General features: G+C 71.4%; 25 protein-coding genes. 13 read left to right on the forward strand and 12 right to left on the reverse strand.

Annotated elements, in window-relative coordinates:
• Nucleotide 1 precedes the first annotated feature (1 nt).
• From ACFHPP_RS00920 to ACFHPP_RS00935, 4 genes are read right to left on the reverse strand one after another with little or no spacing between them, the layout of a single operon-like run.
• Nucleotides 2-1,018, reverse strand: coding sequence for an NADP-dependent oxidoreductase (locus tag ACFHPP_RS00920; protein ID WP_437161383.1), 1,017 nt, complete (start codon nt 1,016-1,018; stop codon nt 2-4).
• Between the two features lie 24 nt (nt 1,019-1,042).
• The gene (locus tag ACFHPP_RS00925) at nt 1,043-1,369 is read right to left on the reverse strand and encodes a CcdB family protein (protein WP_437161384.1); all 327 of its coding nucleotides are present in this window, start codon (nt 1,367-1,369) and stop codon (nt 1,043-1,045) included.
• Nucleotides 1,369-1,608 carry a type II toxin-antitoxin system CcdA family antitoxin gene (locus ACFHPP_RS00930; protein ID WP_437161385.1) on the reverse strand — a complete coding sequence of 80 codons (240 nt, stop codon included), beginning with the start codon at nt 1,606-1,608 and terminating at the stop codon, nt 1,369-1,371. Before ACFHPP_RS00930 ends, ACFHPP_RS00925 begins: the two co-directional genes overlap by 1 nt.
• Before the next feature lie 56 nt (nt 1,609-1,664).
• Nucleotides 1,665-3,695 carry a 4Fe-4S binding protein gene (locus ACFHPP_RS00935; protein WP_437161386.1) on the reverse strand — a complete coding sequence of 677 codons (2,031 nt, stop codon included), beginning with the start codon at nt 3,693-3,695 and terminating at the stop codon, nt 1,665-1,667.
• Between the two features lie 104 nt (nt 3,696-3,799).
• Here ACFHPP_RS00935 and ACFHPP_RS00940 point away from each other — a divergent pair, with 104 nt between their 5' ends.
• The 12 genes from ACFHPP_RS00940 to ACFHPP_RS00995 all read left to right on the forward strand — a co-directional run bounded on the left by ACFHPP_RS00940 (nt 3,800) and on the right by ACFHPP_RS00995 (nt 14,829).
• Nucleotides 3,800-4,516: a biotin/lipoate--protein ligase family protein gene (locus ACFHPP_RS00940; protein WP_437161681.1), complete on the forward strand. Its 717-nt coding sequence runs from the start codon at nt 3,800-3,802 to the stop codon at nt 4,514-4,516.
• Nucleotides 4,513-5,049 carry a DUF6505 family protein gene (locus ACFHPP_RS00945; RefSeq protein WP_437161387.1) on the forward strand — a complete coding sequence of 179 codons (537 nt, stop codon included), beginning with the start codon at nt 4,513-4,515 and terminating at the stop codon, nt 5,047-5,049. Before ACFHPP_RS00940 ends, ACFHPP_RS00945 begins: the two co-directional genes overlap by 4 nt.
• Nucleotides 5,046-6,092, forward strand: coding sequence for a DUF6352 family protein (locus ACFHPP_RS00950; protein WP_437161388.1), 1,047 nt, complete (start codon nt 5,046-5,048; stop codon nt 6,090-6,092). Before ACFHPP_RS00945 ends, ACFHPP_RS00950 begins: the two co-directional genes overlap by 4 nt.
• A 23-nt stretch (nt 6,093-6,115) precedes the next feature.
• A complete protein-coding gene (locus tag ACFHPP_RS00955) occupies nt 6,116-6,637 on the forward strand; it encodes a DUF3305 domain-containing protein (RefSeq protein WP_437161389.1) in 522 nt (173 codons plus the stop codon).
• On the forward strand, nt 6,634-7,230 hold the full coding sequence (locus ACFHPP_RS00960; RefSeq protein ID WP_437161390.1) for a DUF3306 domain-containing protein: 597 nt from the start codon (nt 6,634-6,636) through the stop codon (nt 7,228-7,230). Before ACFHPP_RS00955 ends, ACFHPP_RS00960 begins: the two co-directional genes overlap by 4 nt.
• Before the next feature lie 149 nt (nt 7,231-7,379).
• Complete coding sequence (locus tag ACFHPP_RS00965; RefSeq protein ID WP_437161391.1) at nt 7,380-8,003, forward strand: TorD/DmsD family molecular chaperone; 624 nt, start codon at nt 7,380-7,382, stop codon at nt 8,001-8,003.
• Between the two features lie 22 nt (nt 8,004-8,025).
• Entirely contained in the window at nt 8,026-8,247 is a 222-nt protein-coding gene (locus tag ACFHPP_RS00970) for a twin-arginine translocation signal domain-containing protein (RefSeq protein ID WP_437161392.1), read from the forward strand.
• Nucleotides 8,248-8,267: 20 nt separating this feature from the next.
• Nucleotides 8,268-11,192 (forward strand): formate dehydrogenase subunit alpha, encoded by a 2,925-nt coding sequence (locus tag ACFHPP_RS00975; RefSeq protein WP_437161393.1) that lies wholly within the window; start codon nt 8,268-8,270, stop codon nt 11,190-11,192.
• Between the two features lie 2 nt (nt 11,193-11,194).
• A complete protein-coding gene (fdh3B, locus tag ACFHPP_RS00980) occupies nt 11,195-11,791 on the forward strand; it encodes a formate dehydrogenase FDH3 subunit beta (protein ID WP_437161394.1) in 597 nt (198 codons plus the stop codon).
• Nucleotides 11,791-12,987, forward strand: a complete 1,197-nt coding sequence (locus tag ACFHPP_RS00985) for a formate dehydrogenase subunit gamma (RefSeq protein WP_437161395.1) — start codon at nt 11,791-11,793, stop codon at nt 12,985-12,987. The genes fdh3B and ACFHPP_RS00985 overlap by 1 nt, the downstream gene beginning before the upstream one ends.
• 39 nt (nt 12,988-13,026) lie before the next feature.
• The gene (gene mobB / locus ACFHPP_RS00990) at nt 13,027-13,566 is read left to right on the forward strand and encodes a molybdopterin-guanine dinucleotide biosynthesis protein B (RefSeq protein ID WP_437161396.1); all 540 of its coding nucleotides are present in this window, start codon (nt 13,027-13,029) and stop codon (nt 13,564-13,566) included.
• Between the two features lie 12 nt (nt 13,567-13,578).
• Complete coding sequence (locus ACFHPP_RS00995; RefSeq protein ID WP_437161397.1) at nt 13,579-14,829, forward strand: molybdopterin molybdotransferase MoeA; 1,251 nt, start codon at nt 13,579-13,581, stop codon at nt 14,827-14,829.
• A 9-nt stretch (nt 14,830-14,838) separates the two neighbouring features.
• On the opposite strand, the gene ACFHPP_RS01000 is transcribed toward ACFHPP_RS00995, so the two are convergent.
• From ACFHPP_RS01000 to fdhD, 4 genes are all read right to left on the reverse strand, one after another.
• On the reverse strand, nt 14,839-15,204 hold the full coding sequence (locus ACFHPP_RS01000; protein ID WP_437161398.1) for a GNAT family N-acetyltransferase: 366 nt from the start codon (nt 15,202-15,204) through the stop codon (nt 14,839-14,841).
• A gap of 62 nt (nt 15,205-15,266) precedes the next feature.
• Complete coding sequence (locus ACFHPP_RS01005; protein ID WP_437161399.1) at nt 15,267-15,392, reverse strand: hypothetical protein; 126 nt, start codon at nt 15,390-15,392, stop codon at nt 15,267-15,269.
• Nucleotides 15,389-16,072 (reverse strand): molybdenum cofactor guanylyltransferase MobA, encoded by a 684-nt coding sequence (gene mobA, locus ACFHPP_RS01010; protein WP_437161400.1) that lies wholly within the window; start codon nt 16,070-16,072, stop codon nt 15,389-15,391. Before mobA ends, ACFHPP_RS01005 begins: the two co-directional genes overlap by 4 nt.
• Nucleotides 16,062-16,958, reverse strand: a complete 897-nt coding sequence (fdhD, locus tag ACFHPP_RS01015; protein WP_437161401.1) for a formate dehydrogenase accessory sulfurtransferase FdhD — start codon at nt 16,956-16,958, stop codon at nt 16,062-16,064. Before fdhD ends, mobA begins: the two co-directional genes overlap by 11 nt.
• A gap of 124 nt (nt 16,959-17,082) precedes the next feature.
• Here fdhD and ACFHPP_RS01020 point away from each other — a divergent pair, with 124 nt between their 5' ends.
• On the forward strand, nt 17,083-18,234 hold the full coding sequence (locus tag ACFHPP_RS01020; RefSeq protein ID WP_437161402.1) for a helix-turn-helix transcriptional regulator: 1,152 nt from the start codon (nt 17,083-17,085) through the stop codon (nt 18,232-18,234).
• Nucleotides 18,235-18,267: 33 nt separating this feature from the next.
• Here the strand turns inward: ACFHPP_RS01020 and ACFHPP_RS01025 are convergent, their stop codons facing one another.
• From ACFHPP_RS01025 to ACFHPP_RS01040, 4 genes are all read right to left on the reverse strand, one after another.
• The gene (locus ACFHPP_RS01025; protein ID WP_437161403.1) at nt 18,268-18,975 is read right to left on the reverse strand and encodes a hypothetical protein; all 708 of its coding nucleotides are present in this window, start codon (nt 18,973-18,975) and stop codon (nt 18,268-18,270) included.
• Nucleotides 18,976-19,057: 82 nt separating this feature from the next.
• Nucleotides 19,058-19,573, reverse strand: a complete 516-nt coding sequence (locus ACFHPP_RS01030) for a hypothetical protein (RefSeq protein ID WP_437161404.1) — start codon at nt 19,571-19,573, stop codon at nt 19,058-19,060.
• Nucleotides 19,574-19,802: 229 nt separating this feature from the next.
• The gene (locus tag ACFHPP_RS01035) at nt 19,803-20,261 is read right to left on the reverse strand and encodes a hypothetical protein (RefSeq protein ID WP_437161405.1); all 459 of its coding nucleotides are present in this window, start codon (nt 20,259-20,261) and stop codon (nt 19,803-19,805) included.
• Between the two features lie 66 nt (nt 20,262-20,327).
• Nucleotides 20,328-22,589 (reverse strand): fused MFS/spermidine synthase, encoded by a 2,262-nt coding sequence (locus tag ACFHPP_RS01040; protein ID WP_437161406.1) that lies wholly within the window; start codon nt 22,587-22,589, stop codon nt 20,328-20,330.
• Nucleotides 22,590-22,674: the final 85 nt, after the last annotated feature.

A 22,674-nucleotide genomic window follows, 5' to 3' on the forward strand; every position in this document is an offset into this window, starting at 1 on the left:
GTCAGGCGAGGGCTATGACCTGCTTGCCGAAGTTGCGCCCCTCCAGCATGCCGATGAAGGCGGCGGGCGCGGCGGCGAGGCCGTGCGCCACATCCTCCCGCCACTGCATCCGCCCGGCCTTGATGTGGCCGAGCATCTCGGCGCGGAACTGCGGGTAGCGCGGCCAGCCGGTGTCGGAGACGATGAAGCCCTGGATGCGCAGCCGCTTGCGCACCGCCGGGCCGAGGTTCGGGCCGGGCGGGGCGCCGTGCGCGGCCAGGCCGGAGGCGGTGTTGTACTGCGCGATGACGCCGCACATCACCATGCGCCCGAATTCCCGCAGCCGCGGGAACACCGCCGCCTGCACCGCGCCGCCGACATTCTCCCAGTACACGTCGATGCCGTCCGGGCAGGCGGCATCGAGCTGCGCGTCGAGGTCGCCGCGGTGGTCGACCGTCGCGTCGAAGCCGAGCGTGTCCTTCACGAATTCGCATTTCCGCGGACCGCCGGCGATGCCGATGACGCGGCAGCCACGGATTTTCGCCGATTGCCCGACCACTTGCCCGACGGCGCCGGAGGCGGCGGAGACCACCACCGTCTCGCCCGCCTTCGGCTCGCCGATGTCGGCCAGCCCGACCCAGGCGGTCAGCCCCGGCATGCCGAGCACGCCGAGCGCGGTGGAGGGCGGCGCCTCGTTCGCGTCGATCGGGATCAGCGCCTTGGCCGGGCGCGCCGAGTAGGTCTGCCAGCCGAAGCCGCCGAGCACCCAGTCGCCTTCCTTGAATCGCCCGTCGCGGCTGGCCGCCACCTGGCCCACCGCCTGGCATTCCATGACGGCACCGAGCGCCACCTGCGCGGAGTAGGATTTCACATCGTCCATCCGGCCGCGCTGGTAGGGGTCGAGCGAGATGAAGCGATGCCGCACCAGCACCTCGCCGTCCTGCGGTTCCGGCAGCGCGGTCTCGACGAGCTTGAAATCCTCTGGCACCGGCGCGCCCTTCGGGCGGCGGGCGAGCAGGATCTGCGGGTTCATCGTCATGCCGTGGTTCCTTCGGTTCGGCGTTCAGCCATGCGCGCGCGAAATCGCCTCGTCCACCGCCGCGACGATGCGGGTCGCGTCGTTGTCATCGGCGAGGGAGCCGACGACCGGGCCGAGGGCCGCGCGCGGGATGGCGGCGGTCTGCAGGACGTCCAGCGTCACCTCCTGGCCCGCGACCCGGAAGCGCGGCGTGCGCCGGGGGTAGCCGGCGGCCGCGGCGGCAGCGGAATCCACCAGCGGCGCCACAAGCCGGGTGCGCAGGTGGTCGAACAGTGCCGACTGCAGGACCACCACGAATGGCGTGGCGCCGCTGGCGCGGCCGGGCGCACGATGCACGTCGAATTGCGCCATCAGAAGCTGCGGTATTCTTCGGCCCAGAAGCCGTGCTTCTCGATGAAGGCGTTGGTCGCCGCGGCATGCGCCTCGGCATCCTGCCGCTGTTGCGCCAGCCTGCTGTCCTGTTCCGCGAGATGCGCCGCGAGCAGGCGCTCGATGGTGCCGGGCAGGTCGCGGGTCAGCTTCTCCGCGCGCTGCACCAGCGCCGCGTCCAGCTCCACTGGGCGTTTGCCGCCGGGGAAGGGGGCGTTCATGGCTGCTCCTGCGCCTTGCGCCGCTTCAAGGTAGGCATGCGGCGGGGCGGCCGCAATCACTCCCGCTCCCGCAGCCAATCCTCGGTCGTCTTCGCCACCGGGCGGGCCGGGCCGGCATAGGGGTCCACCGCGCCGTCCGTCGCGGCGAAGGCGCGGCAATCCTCGCACAGGCGCAGCAGGGCCAGCTGCCTGCCGTCACGGAACATCCAGTGGCCGCTCTCGGTCAGCTTGCGCGACACGCGGTCGATCTGCGACTTCACGCCGAAGGGCTTGGCGCAATTGTCGCAGCAGAACGGCGCTTCCTCCTTCACCACCCGCAGCCGCGCGGCCTCGGGCGCCAGGTTCAGCCGCGGCTCCAGCGTGATGACCTTCTCCGGGCAGGTGGTGGCGCACAGCCCGCACTGCACGCAGGCATCCTCCAGGAAGCGGAGCTGCGGCGTTTCCGGGTTGGCGGTGAAGGCGCCGGTCGGGCAGACCATGGTGCAGGCGAGGCACAGCGTGCAGCCCGCCACCTCCACCCTTGCCTCCCCGAAGGGCGCCAGCGCCGGCATCGGCAGCACGGCGTCGCGCCGCTGCATGCCCTCCGCCAGGGCCCGCCCCGCCTGGCGGAGCACATCACGGGACGCGCCGAGTGCCACGAAGGTCGCCGGCGGGAAGGGCAGGCCGCGGCGGGGCAGGGCGCGCAGCGCCTCGCCGAGCGTGAAGGGGTCGTCCGTCTCGATCGCGGCGGCGCGCGCCGCGCCATGGTCCGGCACGGCCAGGCCGGCCAGGACTTCCTGAACGAAGTCGAGGTTGCGGAACACACCCTCGGTCCCGTGCGCGCGCCGGCCGCGCATCAGCACGCGGATCTGCGCCGCGCCCCAGGCAAAGCCGGACAGGAAGAAGGCGAGGTCGAGCTGCGAGACCTCGTTCACCCGCAGCGGCAGCACCCGCGCGGGAAGGCCATCGCCGGCGCGGGCCAGCGCCTCGATCAGGTTCTCGCCGTGGGCGTCATGCACCAGCACCACCGGCGCGGTTCCCTCCGCCTCGCGGAAGGTCAGCAGCAGCGCGCGCAGCCGGCGCAGCAGGCTGTCCGAGGAGGGCAGGGCGTAGCTCGCCGCCCCGGTCGGGCAGACCGCGGCGCAGGCGCCGCAGCCGGCGCAGATCTCGGCGGAAATCACCACGCTGTCGCGGTTCTGCGTCAGGGCGCCGGGCGTGATGGCGCCGGTCGGGCACAGATCCAGGCAGCGCGTGCAGGCGGTGCGGCGGTTGCGGCTGTGGGCACACAGGCCGGCGTCGAATGTGACGAAGCGCGGCTTGTCGAATTCGCCCACCAGGTCGCGCGCCTGCGCGATCGCGGCTTCCACCGCCGCCGCATCGCCCGGGTCCGCGCGCAGATAGCCCTGGCGCAGCTCGAAGGCCGGGAACAGCGCTGCGCCGCCGGTCAGGTCCAGCACCACGTCGCACTGGCTTACCGCGCCATCGCGGCGCGGCCCCCATTCATAGGCGCTCCGGGAGGACGGGCGGGGCAGGGCGTGGCCATCCACCACCACCTCGAAGGCGCCGAGCCAGCCGGTCGCGGCGCGTGCCCGCCCGCGCGCCACCGGAAACTCGGCCGATCGCACCGGCGCCACGGCCTCCGCCCCGGTCAGCAGCACGGTCACGTCCAGCGTGCCGGCGAGGCGTTCCGCCGCCCGCAGCGCCACCTCGTCCCGGCCGAGAACCAGGGTCACGCCCTCGCTTTTCAGGGGCACCAGCGGCGTGGGTGGCATCGGCACGGCGGCGGCGGCGATCAGGGCTGCCATCTTCGGCCCGGCGGCGCGGCCCTCGTCGGACCAGCCGGCGGTCTCGCGGATGTTCACGAAGGACAGCGGGCGGGTGAAGCCGGCATCCTCCGCCACCTCCGCGAACAAGGGCGCCTGCGCGGTGCAGGCGACCGTCACCGGCACATCCTCGGCCAGCGCGGCGCGGAAGCGGTCGAGTTGGGACAGGCACAGTTGTTCCGCCAGGCGCAAAGACGCGGCGCCGCAGCCGCGCGAGATGGCGCGGCCATCCAGCGTCATGCTGTCCTCGCAGGTGCAGGCGAAGGTGATCGCGGGCTGGGTCATGCGGCCTCGTTCCGGGCCGGGCCTAGGCCCGGGCATTGCCCGCGCATATATCCCCGCCACCCCGCGGTTGCGAGGGTTCGCGGGGATACTCACGCCAGGTGCCAATGGATCTTCCCGACCTGCCGACCATCTTCACCCCGGTTGTCCCGTTGCGCGAGGGCGGCGATGCGCTGTCCTGCGCGGTGGCCCTGGCCCCGGTGCAGGGCGCCGGCACGCTGGTCTGGGTGCGGTCCCTGGCGCGGATCGAGGCGGCGGTGGTGCTGGAGCCGGAGGCACCGCTCGCCGCCGCCCGCCCGGCGCTGTTCGCCGCCGCCAGCGCGCTGGCCGATGCGCTCGGCGCCTATGGCCCGGCGGAGGTGCCCCTGACGCTGCGCTGGCCCGCGACCGTTCGAATCAATGCCGCGGAAGTGGGTCGCGCCCGCCTCGCCTGGCCGCCCGGTGCGGCGGAGAATGCGGTGCCGGAGTGGCTGGTGGTCGGCATCGAGGCGCGGTTGACGTTCCCGGAGGGCTGGGAGCCCGGCCACGGCCTGCACCAGACCGCGCTCCGCGAGGAAGGCTGGACGGAGGAGGAGCTTTCCGCCGCCGACCTCACCGCCGCCTGGGCGCGCCACCTGATGGCCGGCCTGGCCGAATGGCAGCATCCCGGCCCGCGCGGCGGCTTCGCCCGGCTGGCGGAGCGCTATCTGGCGCGGCTGGAGGCGGAGCCCTGGATGGGCGAGGCCCGCCGCGGCCTGGACCCGGCGACCGGCGCGCTGGTGCTGGAAGCCGACGGCAGCCGCACCCTGCACGCCCTGACGGAGGCCCTGGCGCAACCCGCATGACCCGTTTCCTGCCGCGCACCCTGCGCCTCGACCCTTCCGACACCGTCATCTTCGAGCATCCGGCCGAGCCCGGTGAATGGGCCGTGTCCGGCGGCTTCGCCTTCTGGGACGAGGCGCCGGAGGCGCTGTCCGGCAAGCGCCGGCAGGCCTTCCGCGGCGGCTTCCTGGGCCTCGGCTCCTTCGGCTGGTCGACGCTGGTCGAGGTGGCCGAAGTGCCTCCCGCAGCCTGGGATGCCGCCCTGGCCGCGCTCGCCGGCCATATCCGCGCGCAGTACGGCGCACCGGACGATGCGGCGGCGGAGGCGGCGGCGCGGGAGGAGTTGGCCTTCGCCGCCAGCCTCTGCGACCACCCGCCCGGCACCGTGCTCGCCCTGAGCCGCAGCCTGGAGGGCGGCGAGGTGCGGGAGCGCTTCCGGACCCTGCACCGGCGCGAGGCGCCGCACACGCAGTTCACCACCCTGCCGGTGTTCAGCCTGGTGGAGGACGAGCCCGTGGAGCATCCCGACCTGACCAGCCTCGGGAAGCGGCCATGAACGCGCCCCCCGGCTTGGCGCCGGGCGATTTCTGGGTCGCCGCCGGCCACCACCTGTGCGACCGCGACGAGCAGGGCCGCATCCTCGGCACGCCCGACCTGTGGCGCGCCTTCTGCGCCCGGCCGGAGCTGGTGCCACCGCCGGAAGCCTGCCCGGCCGAACGGGCGCTGCACGCGGCGCTGCTGCTGGACCCGATGCGGCAGGTGGGCGCGGCGGAACTCGCCGGGCTGGCGGACCCCGACGCGGCCGAGAATTTCCAGGTCTTCCTCGCCTTCCGCGACCGCGTCGCGGCGCAGCCGAGTTTGGAGGCGGCCTGGCTGGATCTGTACCGGAAGGGCGTGCAGGGCGTGCCGCCGATCTTCCTGCAGATGCTGACGCACCTGGTCGCCCGCGCCGCGATGGAGGGCGAATCCGACGCCTTCACCCTGCGCGCCGCCGAATTGCTGTTCCGCCCGCAGCGCGCCGCCATCCACCACGGCGCCCTGCTGCTGGCCGATGAGGAACACCTCGACATACGCGGCGGCGATGGCGGCTTCGGCACGCTCGGGCAGTTGCTGACGGAAGCCGGGTCGCCGCCGCGGGAGGTCGAGCTCGACGTGCTGTCGGAGGAGACTGCGGCGCTGTACCCCGGCCGGTCCGACGCGCACGACTTCGCCCTCGACATCGCCGAGAACCGCCCCGGCCAGCACGGCCTGGCCCGCGCGCTGGAGCGCTTCATCGGCCATGTCATCGGCGAGCCCGTGGCGATCCGCCCGGTGCCGGTGATCGAGGACCGCAACTGGACCTGGCATGTCGGCCTGGATGCGGAAGCGACCGCCATCGCCAACGACCTGTGGCAGGGGAAGAAGGTGAAGCAGGCGCGGCTGGCGCGCATCCTCTGGCTCGGCGTGCTGGAGTTCGCGGACGCCTCCCGCGTGCTGCCGCGCGTGGCGGGGAAGCCGGTTTACCTGGCGCTGGCCATGGACGCCGCGCAGAAGCTGCGGATGAAGCCGCAGAACCTGGTCGCCGGCCTGCCGCTGCGGGCGCGGGAGACCGGCGCGTGACCCCCGGCCCGGAGCGCCGCTGAATGACACGCTCCCACAACCCGGACAGCCTGTTCATCCCGCTCGCCGTGCTTGTGGAGCGCCGGCCGGGCGTGACGCGCTGGGCGGAATACGCCTGGCGCGCGATCGAGGTGCTGGAGGAAGCCCCGGACCTGCCGCCCTGGACCGTGCTACGGGAGGAGCCGGGCCGCACCGTCTTCTTCGCCGGAAGCGCGGAGGTGGCGCTGTACCCGACCGACACCGACAACTACCGGCACAATCTCGCCTCCGCCCAGCCGCTGGTCTGGGTGCTGCTGCGGCCGGCCGAGACCGCCAGCGGCTGGACCTTGCAGACGGTGACGGCCGATCCGGGGGAGGCGCATCTCTATGCCGATGTCGGGCAGGACCTGCTGGAATCCCTGCCGATGCCGCCCGGCCTGCACGCCGTGATGACGGATTTCGTGGCGCGCCATCACAAGGAACGCGGCTTCTGGAAGCGCAAGCGGGACCGCGCCGACCCGGAGGCGCTGGCGCATCGCTCACGCCTGGAGGAGCCGGAGGGATGATCCCCGAGGAGGAGGAGGCCGGCTTCCTCACCCGCTGGTCCCGCCGCAAGCGCGCGGTCGAGGCGGCGCCCGAAGCCGTGCCGCTGGACGCACCGCCCGACGCCGAAGCGCCGCCCGCAGCCTCGGAACCCCAGGCCTGCCCGATCCCGGGCCTGGCGGAGATCGACCTGTCGCTGCTGCCCAAAATTGAGGATCTGACGGCCGGCAGCGACTTCTCGCTGTTCCTGCGCCCCGGCATCCCGGCTGCCCTGCGCAGCGCGGCATTGCGTCGGATGTGGAGCCTGGACCCGGCGATTCGCGACTTCATCGGGCCGGCGGATTACGCCTGGGACTACAACAACCCGGCGGGCCTGCCGCCCGGCTTCTCGCTCGAGATCGGGGAGGGGGTGAAGAAGCTGCTCGCCCAGGTGATCGGCGAGCCGGACGCGGACGCGCCACGGAAGCCGGACGGCGGGGCGCCGGTCGCGATGGAGCCGGAGGCGGACCTGCCCCAGGTGACCGCGGAGGCGCCGGTCGAGGCGCCCGAAGCGGCCGAGCCGGACCAGGAAGCCCTCGCGCCGCGGCGGCGCCATGGCGGGGCCATGCCGGCCTGAAACCGGCGCGGTTTCGGCGGGGGAGGCACCCGCATTCAGTTGACTGCGAACGATTCTCAACACGTTATCAAGTGCTTGCCTTACGCGAGGCTTTACGCTTGTTTGGCGCGGCGACGGGGACCGATGGTGGCTGGGGAGCCGCCTGTCCCGTGCCGAAAGCGCTTGATGCCGCGATGATGGAACAGCAGGAACCGGCCGTACTCGACCCCGTGGATGCGGAACGCGCCCGGCTGTTCGCGCTGCTCGGCCGCCTTCTGGGCGCGGCCCCGGATGCCGGCCTGCTGATCCGGATGCGGGCGCTGCGCGGGGAGCAGGGCGAACTCGGCGAAGCCTATGCGGCGCTCGCCGCCGCCGCCGGCCGGAGCACCGCGGAGACGACGGAGCGCGAGTTCTTCAACCTGTTCATCGGCGTCGGCCGCGGCGAATTGCTGCCCTATGCCAGCTACTACCTGACCGGCTTCCTGCATGAACGTCCGCTGGCGGACCTGCGTGCCGATCTCGGCCGCCTCGGCATCGAGCGGGCGGAGGGCATCGCGGAGCCCGAAGATCATATCGCCTTCCTGTGCGAGGCCTATGCCGGCCTGCTCGCGGGTGCCTTTCCGGGGGAGGCCGATGCCACCGCCCCCTTCTTCACCCGCCACCTCCGCCCCTGGGCCGCGCGCTTCTTCGCCGACCTGGAAAAGGCGGAGACGGCGGAGTTCTACCGCGCGGTCGGACGGCTCGGCCGCCTGGCGGTGGAGTACGAGGCCGCGGCAGCGGACCTGCCCGCCTGATTTGCGTTTGGGAGATGCCAAGATGAGCGAACAAGGCGCTGAAAAGCCCGTCCGGCGCGGTTTCCTGAAATCGCTCGGCCTCGGCACCGCCGCGGCCGCCGCGACGCCCGCCCTGGCGCAGCGCGCCGACAGCGTGCCGAGCCGGGAGGCGCGGAAGGAGAATGAGGGCCAGCGGCTCGCCGCCCGGTACAAGCCGGATTCGGCGCATGTGCAGGCCTTCTACCGCACCAATCGCTACGAATAAGAAACCAGGAGCACGCCCGGATGTTGATCAAGCGCTCCGAGGGGAAGGCCGCACGCCAGCGCCTGTCCGCGGCCTACCAGGGACTTTCGTCGGGCGGGCTGGACCGCCGCAGCTTCCTCCGCCAGGCCGGCTTCGCAGGCGCCGGACTTGCCGCGCTCGGCTCGCTCGGCGCCTCCCGCGCGCAGGCGGCGCCCGGGACGGCGATGGGCGTGCATGACCATGCGCGGCCGGTGCAGCGCATCAAGAACATCTGTACCCATTGTTCCGTCGGCTGTTCCGTCGTCGCGGAAGTGCAGAACGGCGTCTGGGTGGGGCAGGAGCCGGCCTGGGCCAGTCCGATCAACCGCGGCACGCATTGCGCCAAGGGCGCCTCGGTGCGGGAGCTGGTGCATGGCGACCGCCGCCTGAAATACCCGATGAAGATGGTGAACGGGCAGTGGCAGCGCCTGTCCTGGGACGTCGCCTTGTCGGAAATCGCCGACAAGATGATGACGATCCGGCAGGAATCGGGTCCGGACAGCATGTTCCTGCTGGGCAGCGCCAAGTTCTCGAACGAGGGCGCCTACCTGTTCCGCAAGTTCGCCGCCTTCTGGGGCACCAACAGCGTCGACCACCAGGCGCGCATCTGCCACTCGACCACGGTTGCCGGCGTCGCCAACACCTGGGGCTACGGCGCGCAGACCAATTCCTACAACGACATCCGCAATTCCAAGACCATGATCATCATGGGCGGGAACCCGGCGGAGGCGCATCCAGTCAGCCTGCAGCACGTGCTGTCGGGCAAGGAACGCAACCGCGCGAACCTGATCGTCATCGACCCGCGCTTCACCCGCACCGCGGCGCAGGCCAACGAATACGTCCGCATCCGGCCGGGCACGGACATCCCGATCATCTGGGGCATGCTGCACCACATCTTCGCCAATGGGTGGGAGGACAAGCAGTTCATCGCCCAGCGCGTCTACGGCATGGACCAGATCCGCGCCGAATGCGCGAAGTGGACGCCGGAGGAGGTGGAGCGCGTCACCGGCGTGCCCGGCGCGCAGTTGAAGAAGGTGGCGGAAGCCTTCGCGACGCAGAAGCCGGCGACGCTGATCTGGTGCATGGGCGCGACGCAGAAGACCGTCGGCACCGCCAATGTGCGCGCCTTCTCCATCCTGCTGCTGGCCACCGGCAATGTCGGGTCTGATGGCACGGGGGCCAACATCTTCCGCGGGCACTGCAACGTGCAGGGCGCCACCGATTTCGGCCTCGATGTGACGACGCTGCCGGCCTATTACGGGCTGGACGAGAACGCCTGGCGGCATTGGTCGCGCGTCTGGAACGTGCGCTACGAGGACATGGTCGCCCGCTTCGACAGCCCGGCGATGATGGGCACGCCGGGCATCCCGACGACGCGCTACTTCGACGCGATCACGCTGCCCAAGGACCAGATCCAGCAGCGCGACCGCCTGCGCGGCATGCTGGTGGTGGGCCATGGCGGCAACACCGTGACGCGCATGCCGGAAGCGGTGAAGGGCCTGGAGGCGCTGGACCTGCTGGTCGTCGCCGACCCGCACCCCACCACCTTCGCGGTGCTGTCGAACCGGAAGGAGAATACCTACCTGCTGCCGGCCAGCACGCAGTTCGAATGCGACGGCAGCCGCAGCGCCTCCAACCGTTCGCTGCAATGGGGCGCGCGCATCGTCGCCCCGCTGTTCGAATCGAAGACCGACTACGAGTTGATGTACCGCCTGGCCGGCGCGCTGGATGCCGCCGCCGAACGCAAGAACATGCCCGTCCGGATCCGGGAGGAGATGTTCAAGCCGTATGAGATCAAGGACAACGCGCCGACCGCCGAGAGCATCCTGCGCGAGATCAACCGCGGCTCGCTCAGCACCGGCTATTCCGGGCAGTCGCCGGAACGCCTGAAGCTGCACATGGAACACCAGGACAAGTTCGACCTGGTGACGCTGCGCGGCGCGGCGGGCTCTCCGGTGGAGAACGAATTCTACGGCCTGCCCTGGCCCTGCTGGGGCACGCCGGAGATGAAGCATCCCGGGACGCACATCCTGTACAACACGAACCTGCACGTGAAGAACGGCGGCGGCACCTTCCGCGCCCGCTTCGGCGTGGAGCGGGAAGGCCAGACGCTGCTGGCGGAAGGCTCCTACTCGCTGGGTTCGGAGATCCAGGACGGCTATCCGGAATTCACCGTCGCCGTGCTCAAGCGCCTCGGCTGGTACGAGGAACTGACGGAGGCGGAGCGCGGCTGGATCGAGAGCAACGGCGGCACCTTCTCCTGGGCCACCGACCTGTCCTGCGGCATCATCCGCGTGGCGATGGAACATGGCTGCGTGCCCTACGGCAACGCCAAGGCCCGCGCCGTGGCGTGGAACCTGCCGGACCCGGTGCCGGTGCACCGCGAGCCGATCTACACGCCGCGCACCGACCTGATCGCGCAGTACCCGACCCTGCCGGACCGCCGCGGCTTCCGCCTGCCGCATCTCGGGCAGTCCGTGCAGAACCGCTCCCGCCAGGTGGCGCCGGACTTCCCCATCATCCTCACCTCCGGCCGGCTCGTGGAATACGAGGGGGGCGGCGAGGAGACTCGCTCGAACAAGTGGCTGGCCGAGTTGCAGCAGGACATGTTCGTCGAGATCAACCCGGAGGATGCGCGCAGCCGCAACATCCGCGACGGCCAGTTCGTCTGGGTGCTGGGGCCGGAGAACAACTCCAAGGCCCGCGTGAAGGCGCTGGTGACGGAACGCGTCGGCCGCGGCGTGGCGTGGATGCCCTTCCACTTCGCCGGCTGGTTCCAGGGCGAGGACCAGCGCAGCAAATACCCGCAGGGCACGGACCCGATCGTGCTCGGCGAAAGCGTGAACGCGATCACGACCTATGGCTACGACCCGGTGACCTTCATGCAGGAAACCAAGGTCACGCTCTGCCAGATCAGGAGTGCCTAATCATGGCGCGCATGAAGTTCCTTTGTGACAGCGACCGCTGCATCGAGTGCAACGCCTGCGTCACCGCCTGCAAGAACGAGCACGAGGTGCCGTGGGGCATCAACCGCCGTCGCGTCGTCACCATCAACGACGGCAAGCCGGGCGAGCGGTCCATCTCCATGGCCTGCATGCACTGCACGGACGCGCCCTGCGCGGCGGTCTGTCCCGTCAATTGCTTCTACACCACGGCCGACGCCATCGTGCTGCACGACAAGGATCTGTGCATCGGCTGCGGCTACTGCTTCTACGCCTGCCCGTTCGGCGCGCCGCAGTATCCGCGCGTCGGCAATTTCGGTGGCCGCGGCAAGATGGACAAGTGCACCTACTGCGCCGGCGGGCCGCAGCAGGACAACACCATCGTCGAATACACGCAGTACGGCTCGAACCGCCTGGCCGAGGGCAAGCTGCCGCTGTGCGCCGAGATGTGCAGCACCAAGGCGCTGCTGGCCGGCGATGGCGAGATGATCGCCACCATCTACCGCGAACGCGTGCAGGCCCGCGGCTACGGCGCCGGCGCCTGGGGCTGGCGCACCGCCTACCAGGAAACGGTGACGGTCTGATGCGCAACATCCTGTTCGCGCTGGCGCTGCTGCTGGCGCCGCCCGCCTTGGCGCAGTCCCAGCCCGGCGCGCCGGCGGCCGGTGCGCCGGAAATCCAGGCGCCGGTGCCGGAGGTCGGTGCCGGGCGCGGCAGCCAGCCGGCCGGCCAGGTTCCGGAATCGACCGCGCAGGGCGACACGCCGACCGGCACGCCCGCCCCCGCGGCGGCCGAAGCGGTCACCGCGCCGCAGCCGCGCCAGCCCTCCAACGTGCCGCCGACGCCGGCGCCGTTCAGCGGCGGCCAGCTTTCGGCCGAGGAGCTGGAACTGCAATCCGCGCTGCGCGGCGGCAGCATCAGCGGCCGCATCACCATCCCGGACCGCCAGGCCGCCACCCTCATCCAGCCCGAGGGGCGGGAGTGGCGCGATTTCCACAACCGCACGCTCACCTGGGTCGGTGGCGTCGCCGTGCTCGGCATGTTCGTGATCCTGGCGCTGTTCTACCTGACCAAGGGGCGCATCCAGGTGGAGGGCGGCCTGTCCGGCCGCACCATCCAGCGCTTCAACCTGTTCGAGCGCGTGGCGCACTGGATGACGGCGACCAGCTTCATCGTGCTGGGCCTTTCCGGCCTCAACCTGACCTTCGGCCGCTTCATCCTGTTGCCGCTGGTGGGGCCGGAGGCGTTCACCGCGATCAGCCTGTGGGGCAAGATCGCGCACAACTATCTTGCCTTCCCCTTCACCCTCGGCATCCTGGTGCTGTTCCTGGTCTGGGTGCGCGACAACATCCCCGATCGCCTGGACTGGGCCTGGCTCAAGGCCGGCGGCGGTTTCATCGGCCGCGGGCATCCGCAGGCGAAGCGCTTCAACGCCGGGCAGAAGATGGTGTTCTGGATCACCGTGATCGGCGGCACGCTGGTCGCCATTTCCGGCTACGTGCTGATCTTCCCCTTCGCGGTCACCGACATGGCCGGGCAGCAACTGGCGCACATCGTCCACGGCGTGCTCTCCGTGCTGATGATCGCGGCGATGCTGGCGCATATCTACATCGGCTCGCTCGGCATGGCCGGGGCCTACGATGCCATGGGCTCCGGGCAGGTCGATCTCGCCTGGGCCCGCGAGCATCACGGCCTGTGGGTGGAGGAGGAGCTGGCGAAGGCGCGGGAGACCGTCGTCGGCGGCCCGCCGACCACCGCCCGGCCCGTCGGCGCGGACTGAGGCGCCCCTTTCCTTGGCGGGCCGGCCGTGGTGCAAGCCATGGCCGGCCTTTTTCATTTCTGGAGTTTCCTGGCGTTGCGCGTAATCGGACTGGCGGGCTGGAGCGGCTCCGGCAAGACCACCCTGCTGGCCCGGCTGATCCCGGCGCTGTCCGCGCGTGGCCTGTCCGTCTCCACGCTGAAGCACGCGCACCACGGCTTCGATGTGGACCAGCCGGGCAAGGACAGCCACGCGCACCGGCAGGCCGGCGCCCGGCAGGTGCTGGTCTCCTCCGCCAATCGCTGGGCGCTGATGACGGAGCTGCGCGGCGCGGCGGAGCCGACCCTGCCGGAGTTGCTGGCCCGCTTCGACCTGGTGGACCTGATCCTGGTCGAGGGCTTCAAGCGCGACCCGCACCCGAAGATCGAGGTGCACCGCGCCGCCAACGGCAAGGCCTGGCTGCATCCGGAGGACCCGGCCATCGTCGCCATCGCCAGCGATGCGCCGCCGCCTTCCACGCGCCTGCCGCACACCCATCTCGATGACATCGCGGGCATCGCCGGGCTGGTGCTGGCCCATGCGGTGCCGTGGCCGGGCTGAAGGGAGACGGGTTTGGCGCAGCTCAGCGACGACTGCTTCGCCTTCGGCGGGCCGCTGATGTCGGTGGACGAGGCGCAGGCGCTGATCGCCGACCGCGTTCCCGCCCTGGCGGGCGAGGAGCTGGTCGCCCTGCTGGCCGCAACCGGGCGCGTGCTGGCCGGCGACCTGCGCGCACCCCTGCCGCTGCCGCCCTTCTTCAACTCCGCCGTCGATGGCTACGCCTTCCGCCACGCCGATCTCGCGGCCGCGGGCGAGACGCGGCTGCCGATCGCGGCGCGGCTGCAGGCCGGGCAGGTGGCGGCGGCGATTGCCCCCGGCAGCAGCATCCGCATCTTCACCGGTGCGCCGATGCCGGAGGGCGCCGACACCGTGATGATGCAGGAAGATGCGCGGGAGGAAGCCGGCGCCGTGCTGCTCGCCCCGGGCCTGAAGCGCGGTGCCAATTGCCGCCCGGCCGGGGAGGATGTGGCGCAAGGCGAGGTGGCGCTGCCGGCCGGCCGCCGCCTGCTGCCACCCGATATCGGCCTCGCCGCGGCGCTGGGCCTGACGGCGCTGCCGGTGCGGCGCCGCGTGCGGGTCGGCGTGTTCTCCACGGGTGACGAATTGGCGGAGCCCGGCACCGTGCTCGGCGCCGCGCGCACCTATGATTCGAACCGCTTCACCCTGCTGGCGCTGCTGGCCGGGCTGCCGGCGGAGCCCTGCGACCTCGGCATCCTGCCGGATGAGCCGGCGGCGACCGCCGCCGCCCTGGCCCGTGCCGCCGCGACGCATGACCTGCTGCTGACCTCGGGTGGCGTCTCGACCGGCGAGGCCGACCATGTGAAGGCGGCGATCCAGCAGGGCGGCAGCCTGGTGTTCTGGCGGCTGGCCATCAAGCCGGGCCGGCCGGCGGCGATGGGGGTGATCGGCGGCACGCCGGTGGTGGGGCTGCCCGGCAATCCGGTGGCCGCCGTGGTCACCTTCCTGCACCTGGCCCGCCCGCTGGTGCTGCGGCTTGCCGGCGCCGCGGTGGAGGCGCTGCCGCGCTTCCCGGCCGAATCCGGCTTCGCCTACCGCAAGAAGGCCGGACGGCGCGAATATGTGCGGGTGCGGCTGGCCGCCACGGATGGGCTGCTGCCGCTGGCCCAGAAGTTCCAGCGCGAGGGCGCCGGCCTGCTGACCTCGCTCACCCGGTCCGACGCCCTGGCGGAACTGCCGGAGGAGGTGACGCAGGTGGCGCCCGGGGACCGGATCACGGTGCTGCCGTTCCGCGCGGTGTTCTGACCGGTCTGTTCAGGGCCTTCGATCCAGGGTGCGGCGAAACGCCCGTTGACCCTCGGGATCCAGGCCTGCGGTCACCCACCCCTGGCGGAGGTAGAAGCCTTCGGCCCGTGTTCCGGCCGCCGTCTCCAGCGTCGCCGCCCGATGTCCCGCGGCGGCCAGGCTGTCGCAGGCGCGGGTGAGCAGGGCGCTGCCGATGCCGTGGCCCTCGTGGTCCGGGTGCACGAACAAGGCCCAGACCGAGCCATCGCGGGGGTCGCCGGCGGAGAAGCCGAGGATCGCGGTTCCATCGTCCCAGACCCAGACAGGTCCGTGCGCGACGAACCACGCATAGTCCTCGTCGGTCACCCGCCCCGGGCCCAGGATATTCTCGCGCACGCTGCCGCGTATCTCCTTCAGCCGCGGAATGTCCGCGGGAAGGGCGCGGCGGATCGAAGCCGCTACAGCCGCACGCCCTGCGTGACGTTCCGCTGGTCCGCCGTCTGCTGGAAGTTGCGGTCGAGAACGGCATAGGCGCCGAAGGCGAGGATGATGGCGGTCACGGCGCCGAGCAGGACGGATTTCATGGCGATGGTCTCCCCGTTCCGTCCTGTATCGGATCGACCCCGGCGGGTTGCAAGAGGGCTTCGGCCGCGGCGAGATCCTCCGGCGCATTGGCGTTGAAGAAGGGGTCCACCGGCAGCACCGGCCATTCCGCATGGGCGATGCCGTGGCGCGCGGTCCAGCGGTCGATCTTGCGCTCGCCCGCCATCAGCGCCTCCCGCAGCGCCTGCCGCAGCGCCACCGGCCACAGGCCGATCGGCGGATGGGTCTGGCCTGCGGACAGGGCGCAGGCGAGGGGCACGCCCGCGGCCTCCCGCGCCGCATGCAGCCGCGCCACCAGGTCCAGCGGGATCAGCGGCGAATCGCCGGGCACGGAAACCACCCAGGGCAGGTCCGGCCGCTGCGCCGCGGCCCAGTCCAGCGCCGCCAGGATGCCGGCCAGCGGGCCTGGATGGTCCGGCAGCCCGTCCGGCACCACCGGCAGGCCCCAGGCGGCGAAGCGGGCCGGGTCGCCATTGGCGTTCAGCACCACCGCCGGCACCTGCGGCCACAACCGGTCCAGCACATGCGCCAGCAGCGGCCGGCCCGCGAGCAGCCGCAGCGGCTTGTCGCCACCGCCCATGCGCCGCGCCAGCCCGCCGGCCAGCACGACTGCCAGGGTCCCGCGCGCCTCCGGCGCGACGGCGAGCGAATCAGCCCGCATCGGAAGTGCCCATCGCCTCGGCGCTGTTCTTGCGCCAGTGCTTCGCCGATTCCTCCGGCACATGCGCCAGGTCGGCGTCGAAGACGATGCGGTCTTCCCCGGCGAGGGCGACGAAGCGCTTGCCCTTGCAGCGGCCGATGAGCGTGAGATTCGCCTCCCGCGCCAGCTCCACCCCCCAGGCGGTGAAGCCGGAGCGGGACAGCAGGATGGGGATGCCCATGCGGACGGTCTTGATGACCATCTCGGAGGTCAGGCGCCCGGTGGTGTAGAAGATCTTGTCCTCCGGCGCCTCGTCCTCGCGGAACATCCAGCCGGCGATCTTGTCCACCGCGTTGTGGCGGCCGACATCCTCCATGTAGACGATCGGCTCGTCCTGCCGGCACAGCGCGCAGCCATGGATGGCGCCGGCCTCCAGGTACAGGCTCGGCAGCGTGTTGATGCGGTGGAGCAGGCGGTACAGCCAGGAGGTCCGCAGCTGCGCCGCCTCGGCCAGCTTCACGCCGGCAAAATCCTCCATCAGGTCGCCGAAGGCGGTGCCCTGGGCGCAGCCGGAGGTCAGCGTCTTCTTGCGCAGCTTGGCCTCGAAATCCGTCTTCGCCTCGGTCCGCACCACGACGACCTGCAAATCCTCGTCGTAGTCCACGCCGGTCACGCGATCCGCGCGGCGCAGCATGCCCTGGTTCAGCAGGTAGCCGAGCGCCAGGTCCTCCGGCCGGTCCAGGATCGTCATCATCGTGACGATCTCCTGCCCGTTCAGGTACAGCGTGAGGGGCCGTTCGACGGTCACGCTGGTCTCGATGCGCTGGCTGGCGTGGTCGAGGCCCGTCACGCGCCGGGTCAGGCGCGGGTCGGAGGGGTCGGGTTGGACGCGCAGGCGGTGCTCCATGGCCCGGAGATGGACGCTGGCGCCAGGGGCCGCAAGCGGCACCGCATCCCGGCGCCAACCTGGACGCAATGGCACCTTGTGACGCGGGCATTCCTGGTTCACTTTTGCGTGCTAGATTTGCGCTGTGATCAACCTGGAAGACCCCTTCTCCCCCGACCGATTCGCGCTGGACCTCTATGCTTCGGTGCTGGAGGGGCGGGGCCTGACACGCGCCATGGAACCACTGGCGCGCGTCCTCGGCACCAGCACCCATGCCGTGCACCTGATGCTGTACGAGCGCGGCGTGCTGCGGGAGGCGCGCAGCCAGGGTGGCGGGCTGGCCGCGGATGTCACGGCCGAATACGCGCGGCACTGGATCCACCACGACCCCTGGGCGCGCACGGCCGCCGTGAGCGGGGAGGGGGTGCTCAACCTGGCCAGCAAGGTCCCGGCGCGGCAGTTGCGCGCCAGCGCCATCTGGAACGAGTGGAAGGCGCCGCGCGACGGCGCCTTCCATTGCCTTTCGGTCCTGGTGCAGGGCCCCGGTGGCATGTCCGGCCGCATCGCCTTCCACCGCGCGGTCCGCGCCGAGGGCTTCGGCCATGCCGAGGCCGCGCTGCTGCAACCCATCTTCCCGCATCTCCGCCGCGCGTTGATCGCCGAGACCCGGCTGGCTGCCGGCGACTGGCAATCCGCCCGCGCGTTGCAGGCCGGTTTTTCCGCGCTGCGCCAGGGCGTCGTCCTGCTCGACCGCCAGCGCCAGATCGTCGCCACCAACCCGGCGGTGGAGGCGATGGCGGCGCAGGGCGATGGCCTGTCGCTTGTGAGCGATGGGGGGCTGTCCAGCCAGGATGCGCCGGCGCGCCAGGCGCTGGCCCGCGCCGTGGGATCGGCCCTTGCGGCCATCGGCGGCAAGGTGCGGATGATGCCGGATGCGGCCAGCGTGGCGCTGCCGCGCCGCAGCGGCGCACAGCCCTGGCTGGTACAGGCGCTGCCCCTGCGGCGGCTGGAGGCGCCCGGAATGCCGGATGGCTTCACCGGGGTGATGCTGCTGGTGACGGATGACACGGCGCGCCCGCGCCCCCGCGCGCCGCTGCTGCGCCAGGCCTTCGGGCTGTCCCCGGCCGAGGCATCGCTGGCGGCCGCGCTGGGTGCGGGCAAGACGGTGGCGCAGCATGCGGCGGCGCGGCGCATCGCGGTGGATACGGTGCGCGGGCAATTGCTGGCGATCCGCCGCAAGACCGGGTCGCGCAGCCTGGCGGAACTGACCGCGTTGCTGGGGCGGCTGAGCGGCTAGGCTTCGAGCCGTTCTGGCACAAGCTTGGCAGGGTCAGTTCAGGGCTTCGGCGCCGGCCACAGGGATTCCGCGCGGCCCTGGTCGTCGCGCCGCCAGCAGGCGGCCTGCATCCTCCAGACGGCCTGAATCCAGATAGGCCTTGAGCAGCGTGAACTCGAGCAGGTCGAGTTGCGCACGGCTGCCCGAGAAGCGCTCGCGCTCCGGCAGCACCGCCGCGAGCCCTTCGATGGCGGCGTCGAGATCCTTTCGCTCGAAGGCGGCGACGGCACGTGCGACGGCGGCCATGCCGGGGCCTGCTGGATACCGCCCCGCTTCCGCCAGCTCCTCGAGGTCCCGTGCACGCGCCTCCGCCGCCTCGGTGGTACCGGCAACGGCGTCGGCAAGCGCGACATGCCAATCCGCATAGGCGAGACCCGGACGCGGGAACACCCGGTGCGCGAAGTCGTGGACGGCCCGCCAGCGTGCCTGGGCGCGAGGATGCCCGGCGAGCTCCGCCCTCCAGAGAAAGGACGCGGCGTCCATCAGCTTGACGACCTTTGGGCCTGGATAATCCTCCTCCGCAAAGGCGTCCTCATAGAGCGCAAAGCCTTCCTCCACCCGTCCTTCTCCGAGAAGGACCAGGGCCAGGTGCCAGCTCAGGTGGCCACGGAACGCGCCTTCGCGGGGGTAATGCGAAAGCCAGTCGCGCAGGAAGTTTGTGGACGCTTCGGGCTGGCCGGTCTCGTAGTGCAGGTGCGCCATCGAATGCGCGGCGAATGCGTTGCGCGGTTCCTTGGCGATGGATCGTTCCAGGCGCCGACGCGCCTCGTCCCAGTGCCCGAGTTCAGACAACGCGAGGGCATAGTGGCTGTCCAGCCACCAGTCGTCCTCGTAGTGCGGGGCCAGCGCGGCCAGGAAATCGAGCTGGTGGTGCTCCCGCCCCCGCGCGGCCCGACATGCCGATCAGTCCGGTCTGATTGGCAGCGGTGCTTGCCACGATGGCGTCGCGCGGCCACAGGGCGACATGGGTGTGCACCGCATCCAGGGCGGCAGCGGGCCGTCCGCCGGCAAGCTCGACGAAGACCGCGGCGTGGCTCCTCTCCCGCTCCGTCTGGCCGGCGGCGAGGGTCGCGGCCTTGGCCGCCGCAGCCTGCGCGCCCGCGATGTCGCCGGCCAGTTGCAGCGTGCGAGCTCGCGCCGCATGCGGGAGCGCGAACCCCGGATCCTCGGCGACGGCCTGATCGAACGCGGCGAGGGCGCCAGGATAGAGGGTGAGAAGGCGGTGGCAGCCTTCGAGGTAGGAGGCTCGCGCGGTCGGCGACGTCGTCGACACTGTCAGCCCGTAGCCATCGGTCATCATGGAACAATCCCCCTGGCACAAGGCGGGACTTCAATATGGGCGAAACCGAATGAACAACGGGCGCGGACGGTAACCGATCCAGCGACAGTCGAAAAACCAAGAAATCGCGACAGCCCCGGTATGCCTCAGGACCGGCGCCAACCGAGGCGTCCGACATCCGTCAAAGTCAAGGCGTCCGGCCCGAGAGAGACACACCGCTCAGCGCCCGAAGTGCGGCGTGTTCTGTGTCCTACCCGCCGCGCACCGAGAACGGCCGCATCAGGAAGGCGGCGCCCCAGCCGAAGGCGCCGTTCAGCAGCACGGCCCGGATCCAGACGAAGCTGTTGCCGCCCGCCCACATCGGTGCGCCGCGCAACTGCGCCACCACGGTGAAGCCGACCACCGTGCAGACCACGGCGCCGAGCACGAAACCGGTCAGCAGGTCCGGCATCCGGCCCCAGCGGATCAGCGCCGCCAGCACGATGCCCCAAAGCCCACCCCAGAACATCATCGAGACGATCTGCGGCACGCCGAGCGGCGGCACCGGGCGGATGCTGAAGCCGGCCGAGCCGGGTCGGAATGCATCGGCGGCACCGGTCAGCGTCTTGATGAGCGGGAACTGGTGGTACAGCACGTAAAGCGTGCCCTGGTGGAACACGACCACCGCCAGGGCCCCGCAGATGAAGCCGAGCAGGATAACCTTCTTCATCAGACATCAATCCGCGATTTGCGGCCGGAGACTATCCCGCGGGCGGACCCCGCACCATCCGGGCGCTCAGTGTCCGTCCAGCGCCAGCAGATCCTGGGTCCGGCGCAGCGAATGGGTGTGGGTGACGCCGTTGTTCAGGTAGAATTCGTCCCGCGGGAAATCATCGGTCAGCGCCGCCTCCGGCCGCTCCGCGCCGGGCCGCCAGACCAGGGCCGAGTCGGCGAACAGGGCGGCGAAGTCGGTGAAGCCGCGATTGCCGCGATGCAGGTGGGCCAGCACCGCTGGTTCCGCGAAGCGCCGCGCCAGGACTGCCGAATCGTAGGGAATCGGGCTGTCGGAGCCGATCAGGACGGAGCCGGGCATCAGCAGCTTGGTGTAGGGGAAGACCGAGGCGAAGGTGGCCACCACGCGCTGCGTCGGGCCCCACTGCACATACAGCCCGCCCGGTGCCAGGCGGCGGCGGACCTGTTCGAGGAACTCGGCCGAATACAGCAGGCCGGAATGCGAGCCCTCCGGCAGGATCGCATCGGCCTGGATCACGTCGTACTGCGTCTCGCCCTTGGACAGGGCGCGGCGGCCGTCGCCGTATTCCAGCCGCCAGCGCGGGTTGCGCAGCATCTCCGCGATCGGGCCATCCGGGTAGCGCGTGGCGATGCCGGCATGGGCGGTCAGCACCGGCCCGACCAGCTCGATGGCGCGGACTTCCTGCGTCGCGGGAGACACGCCGGCGGCCCAGGGCGTGCCGCCGGAGCCGATGCCGATGGCGAGCACCCGCTGCGGGTCCGGGTGCAGCAGCGGGCCCAGCGCGCCGAGGAACTGGTGGATCGGCAGGAAGGGAATCTGCCCCTGGCTGAAGCCCTGGATGAAGAAGGGGCCGTGCGGGCCGAAGCCGGGCCGGTTGTCGTCGCGGAAGAAGGCGACGCCGGAGCGGTCCTCCGCCCAGTCCACCACCTGGCCCGGCCGTTCGGCATGCAGGCGCGACCACAGCGCCGCATTGCCCGGCAGCGCCACCAGCGCGATGCCGCAGGCGACCGCCATGGCGATCTCCGGGCGCCGGCCGCGACCCTCCCGCCACAGCCAGCCGAGCATGAGGAGCACCGACAGCACGGCCAGCAGCCGCAGCGTTCCGGCCGTGCCGATCAGGTGGAAGGTCACCAGCCCGGTCAGGATCGACCCCGCCGCATTGCCCATGATGTTGGACAGCTGCACCCAGCCGACCCGCGCCCCGACGCTCGCCAGATCCTGCTGCACGGCGCGCTGCACGAAGGGGAAGGTCATGCCGATGAGGAAGGAGGGCGGGCCCACCACCGCCAGCGTCAGCAGCACCGTCGTCAGCAGGCCGGGCCCGCGCAGGCGGTGCATGTCCGGCGAGACGAACTGGTTCACCGGCCAATGCGGCAACGCCCAGACCATCAGCAGGATCAGCGCCGCGCCCAGCGCGAAGCCGCCCGCCTGGGTCAGGAAGAAGGCCGGGCGCGGGTCGCGGATGCGGCGCAGCAGGCGCGAGGCGAAGGCGATGCCGGCGCCATCCGCCAGCAGGAACACGCCGAGCACGGTGGGGAACAGGTAGGCGTGATACTGCCCGATCTGGCCCATCAGCCGGACCCAGACGATCTCCAGCGCCACGATGACGTAGCCGGACAGGAACACCAGCAGGCACCACAGCCGCAGGCTGCCGAAGGGCTCGGCCTGCGGCGCCTCGGCGCTCCGCGCCACCGGCGCCGGCTTCGTGCGGGACAGGCCCGGCAGCAGCGTCAGCGCCAGGGCGGCCGCCAGCACATCCAGCCCGGCGGCCAGCGCCAGAGATCCGGTGTAGCCAAGGTTGCCGACCAGCAGCCAGCCGCCGAGCAGCGCGCCCAGCCCGGCGCCCAGCGTGTTCAGCCCGTAGAGGCTGCCAATGCGTTCTGCCACAGAACCGAGATCGGTCGCCACCGCGCGCGCCAGCAGCGGCAGGGAGGCGCCCATCAGCGTGGTCGGCAGCACCAGGCCCATGAAGCACAGGGCGAAGATGGCGATGGGGCTGTCCACCACCCCGGCCAGCTCGGTCGCCAGCAGGTCGTACAGGAAGAACTTGGAGACCAGCGCGAAGCCGGCCACCGCGACCTCCGCCAGCGCGAAGCCGAGAAGGGCACGGTAGGGCGATAGCCGGTCCGCCAGCCAGGCGCCGAGCAGCGAGCCGAGGCCGAGGCCGGCCAGGAAGGCGCCCACCACAAGCGCCGCCGAGATGGTGTCCGACCCGGCGAAGATGCCGAGCATGCGTTGCCAGACGATCTGGCACAGCAGGGCTGCAAAGCCCGAGCAGAAAAACGCCACGGCCAGACGCGGCATGCAGGTCGTCCCCTTTGCCGCGGCCCCCCTCGGTCACGGACGCGTCATCATTGCCAAAACATGGCCGATCGTAAACCCGCCGCAG

The sequence above is a fragment of the Falsiroseomonas sp. E2-1-a20 genome, from assembly GCF_051433195.1.
Classification (GTDB): domain Bacteria; phylum Pseudomonadota; class Alphaproteobacteria; order Acetobacterales; family Acetobacteraceae; genus Falsiroseomonas.